Source organism: Leptolyngbya sp. FACHB-711 (assembly GCF_014695615.1).
Lineage (GTDB): Bacteria > Cyanobacteriota > Cyanobacteriia > Elainellales > Elainellaceae > Leptolyngbya_A.
On the sequence record NZ_JACJOR010000573.1, the window covers coordinates 1 to 3,894 of the forward strand.

3 protein-coding genes are annotated in these 3,894 nt (G+C 48.6%); 2 read left to right on the top strand and 1 reads right to left on the bottom strand.

Annotation, left to right across the window (positions count from 1 at the left end):
- Window positions 1-406, top strand: a 406-nt coding sequence (locus tag H6F80_RS28295; protein WP_190794853.1) for a cell division ATP-binding protein FtsE, incomplete at its 5' end; no start/stop codon positions are given.
- A 142-nt stretch (window positions 407-548) separates the two neighbouring features.
- Window positions 549-1,450, top strand: a protein-coding gene (locus H6F80_RS28300; protein WP_190794854.1) for an IS630 family transposase whose coding sequence is annotated in 2 segments (ribosomal slippage) — window positions 549-905 and window positions 908-1,450 — 900 coding nt in all. Because the reading frame shifts where the segments join, the coding sequence is not laid out codon by codon here.
- 351 nt (window positions 1,451-1,801) lie between these two features.
- On the opposite strand, the gene H6F80_RS28305 is transcribed toward H6F80_RS28300, so the two are convergent.
- A partial coding sequence (locus H6F80_RS28305) for a hypothetical protein (protein ID WP_199296878.1) occupies window positions 1,802-3,894 on the bottom strand: 2,093 nt, incomplete at its 5' end.

Sequence of the window (3,894 nt, forward strand, 5' to 3'; positions counted from 1 at the left end):
TCAAGACTATAAACTGATTCCGACACGCACTGTGTCCGAAAATATCGCCTTTGTCCTCTGGGCACAAGGCTATACCCGCAAGGAAATTCAGCGACGTTTGCCACCCACATTGAAGGTTGTAGGTTTGCAACACAAAGCGAACTGTTTTCCAGATGAACTCTCAGGGGGAGAGCAGCAACGGGTGAGTTTGGCGCGTGCGATCGTGGGGACACCTCCTGTATTGCTGGCGGATGAACCAACGGGTAACCTCGATCCCGATAATTCTCGGCAGGTATTAAATATTCTCAAGAAACTGAATGGTATGGGTGCGACGGTGATTGTAACAACTCATGATGAGCAATTGGTGCAGATGTCAAGACAGCCCGTTGTACAGTTACGGGAAGGGCGTTTGTATCGAGGTTTTTGAAAAGCGCTGATCAAGGATATTTAGAGATTAATTAGTGCTTAGCTGAAAAAATACAGTTTGACTAGCGTGATATAGCAACCGCCAAGGAGGTTAGGACGTAAACTGAAAGTAGTCCCTTGTTTGAGAAGCGATCGCTTAACCAATGGCAAAACCCTACAGTTACGACCTGCGTCAGAAGGTGATCCAAGCCATCAAGTTTGATGGCTTGAAGAAAAGTGAAGCTAGTCAACTATTTAACATTAGTCGCAACACCATCGACCTGTGGCTCAAACGGCTTTCTGAAACCGGAGACTATCAGGCTAAGCCGAATCAGCCACCTGGGAATGGTCATAAGATCACCGACTGGGAGGAGTTTCGTGAGTTCGCTAAGGCTCATGGAGATAAAACCCAAGTTGAGATGGCAAAAGTGTGGAAGGAGCAGATTAGCGATAGCGAAGCGCTGCTGCGAAGCGCAGATCGCACTATTTCACGGGCGCTCAAGAAGATTGGCTTCACTCGAAAAAAAAGACCTATGGCTACCGCGAGCGCGATGAAGCCAAACGACAGGCGTTTGTAGCCCAGTTGTCTACCCTACTCCCATCCCAGATTGTTTACGTTGATGAGTCAGGGATGGATAACCGAGACGAGTATGCTTATGGGTGGAATAAACAAGGGGAACGCTTCTATGCACTCAAGTCAGGGCGGCGCGAGGGGAGGGTCAATATGATTGCCGCACTGTGTGAGCAAAACCTGATAGCTGCCTTTACGGTTGAGGGAGCGTGTAATCGAACAGTGTTTGAAACCTGGCTGGAAAATTGTTTACTTCCAACACTTGTTCCCGGACAGGTTGTGGTGATGGATAATGCCACATTCCACAAAGGCGGGCGCATTGAGCAACTGATTGAGGATGCGGGCTGTAAAGTGCTTTACTTACCTCCCTATTCACCAGACCTCAACAAAATTGAACAATGCTGGTCTTGGTTAAAGAGTCGAATCCGCAAAGAACTGGAGCAGTTTGATTGTTTACGAGATGCCATTGAGGATGTCTTGCGCTTTGTGTCTTAACCGCCTTGGCGGTTGCTATACACAATGGTGGCTCAACGGATGGAAGGAGGATACTACCGCATCGACTCTCTGGACGCAAACCGCAGAATCGTCACGGGGTGAGAATTACGCAGCTAGAAGCCAACCGGCAACCACCCACGTCAGATTAAATATGAACTTTAGTTCACTTTTGCACTGCCAGCTTCAAGAGAACTTTGGCGAGAGCTCTCATTCTCCTCCTCACTTGAACACCAACTCTCCACACGGCTCACGAGCCTGATAAAGCGGCAGTGCCGCAAAGCGCGAAAGCATCATGCGAGTTAGAGTATCAAGCGACTTGAAGAAATAGGCGACGCGGGAACTGTGAAAATTTCACGCGCCCCCAACGAGCAATGCCACTAGTTCAGTGTGGAAGGGAAGCGATAGGGATTGAAGCAGTAGTGCTAGTAATCGCACCTGTGTTTGGGGTGTGGCAGCAGATAAAAGCCGCAGGAATTGTTTCATCCCATATAGTTGGACTAACTGCGCTATCTGCTCAACAGCATCTTGTGGATGATCATCTAGGCACGCAGGGAGATAGATTTGAGCCAACCATTTTTCATCGTCGGTTAGTCCCGAAAAAATATTACTACCGCTACTAGGGGGGTTTAATAGCACGAGTAATATTTTCTTGAGCCGCTTCCACCCCCCAAATTCAGAAGCGATTTTGCTAACAAGTTCTTGAGATTTGCCAATAAGGGTGGCGATTGCCACTTGGGTAAGTTTCTGACTCTGGGAGTGAAGGAGGCGAACTGCCTCCAGAATCTGCCAGCGGGTGACTTGGGCATCGGTGCCAGCTTCTGGACAAATCTGAAACGCTTCGACTTGTTCAACTGGCATCCCCAGGAAACTTAGGTCATAATCGCCGACGAAAAGGAATGTTAGCTGCTCGTTGGGTCGAAGGTGTGACCGCAACCGACCAACCGCTTGTTCTATCTCTGCCTCTACATGAGCTTCAATAAAGCGTTGTAGTCCTTCGTGGGGTGTTTCCTTGTTCAAGGGTGCGTATTCGCCTGTGAGTGTCTGGTAGAGGACTTGTAGATAACCAACGTTTGGATAAGGAACCCCGACTACCGCCATCGCTGGGGCATCCTTGAACTCATTAGACCCCCGCAGGTTGACAAACCATTGTCCGTCACCTTGAGAAGCTTGGGATTTCCAATCTCCAAAAACGATACCAGGGTAACGCGCCTCTAGTGCTTTTCTGAGTGCAGCTACACGTTGCTCAAGGGACTTGGAGCGGTTTTTGCCCAGCTTCCCCATTCCGGTAACTTGGATAAGCTTGAGGTTGCCGTGATTTGGCGTCTCTTGCCCAACCACGTAAATTTCACTCTTGTCAACCCCTAGCAGTAGTGCTAGGCGTTCACGGGTAATCGTGGCATCCAGGTAGATATTAAATCGTGCGGATGCAGCGATATCGCTATATTTTGGGTTGTGGGTAAAGATGATAAGTTGGTTCCCCTCAAGGCGAAATGCACCTCTCTCGAAGCGAGTCCACACTCTGACAAAAGGAACTAGCCAGTTGAGTGGGAGATTCTTTAGTTCTTCAAAAAACTCGCGGTGTGCTTCGCGTTTGAACTCTCGATTAACCAAACGCTGCATTGATTTTGAGATGCCCGGTTCTTGAATTTCGTCATTGGTGATTGAGTCTGGGTCATTGTTTAAGAAGTCAAGATCAGGTGTAAGCGTTTCTCTTAGTTTCTCAACAATTTCAGCAACAATTTCAATAAGTTCTTCTGAGTTCTCTGGGGAGAGGTTTGGTAGAAGGTTGCGGATGGCAGCGTCATCAAACCCGTGATAGGGTTGTTTGACTTCGCCCGTCAACAGCGATCTTAATGCCAGTCTCTGAGGCTTCAGTAGTTCGTGAAGGTCAGGCGCTTTGCTCTCTAGTTCCGCAAATGTCCGGTCAAAGTCTTGGAGACTAACCCGCGTCTCTTTTATGGGCTTAAGATTGCTCCCAATCTCATCCCAGAACAAACCAGAGTTAGAGTAATCAAACCCTTCCTCAGTCCCTGGAATGGGTAAGGAATCGGCATGAGCGCGTATCCTGTCGGATGCCAAAGCTTGTTGGCGATCGCCCCGAAATGTTGCGCCGTACTTTCCGCCGATGCCCTGTGAACATAAATGAGCTAGTTTGCACGTTCCACAGATGGGACTGTTTTTGCTGCCTTCGACGTTGTATCCTTTCTCAGAAAAGACCCTAAACAAGTCGGTGCGATAGCAGTTGGGCGCTGTATCCGGCTCCTCTCCCTCCTCCGTTCTTGGATGTCTCAAGATAGGATTGCCGTTAGGAGTTTTGCGACTAAAGTCTTGTTTCAGTCCCTTGTGCCTGACCGTTAAATCGGTGTAATTTGTTTCTACTGTGCCGGTTGTCGGGTTCCGATGGTCGTTGGCAACATACCAAAGTTTCTCGGCTCCAAATGCAT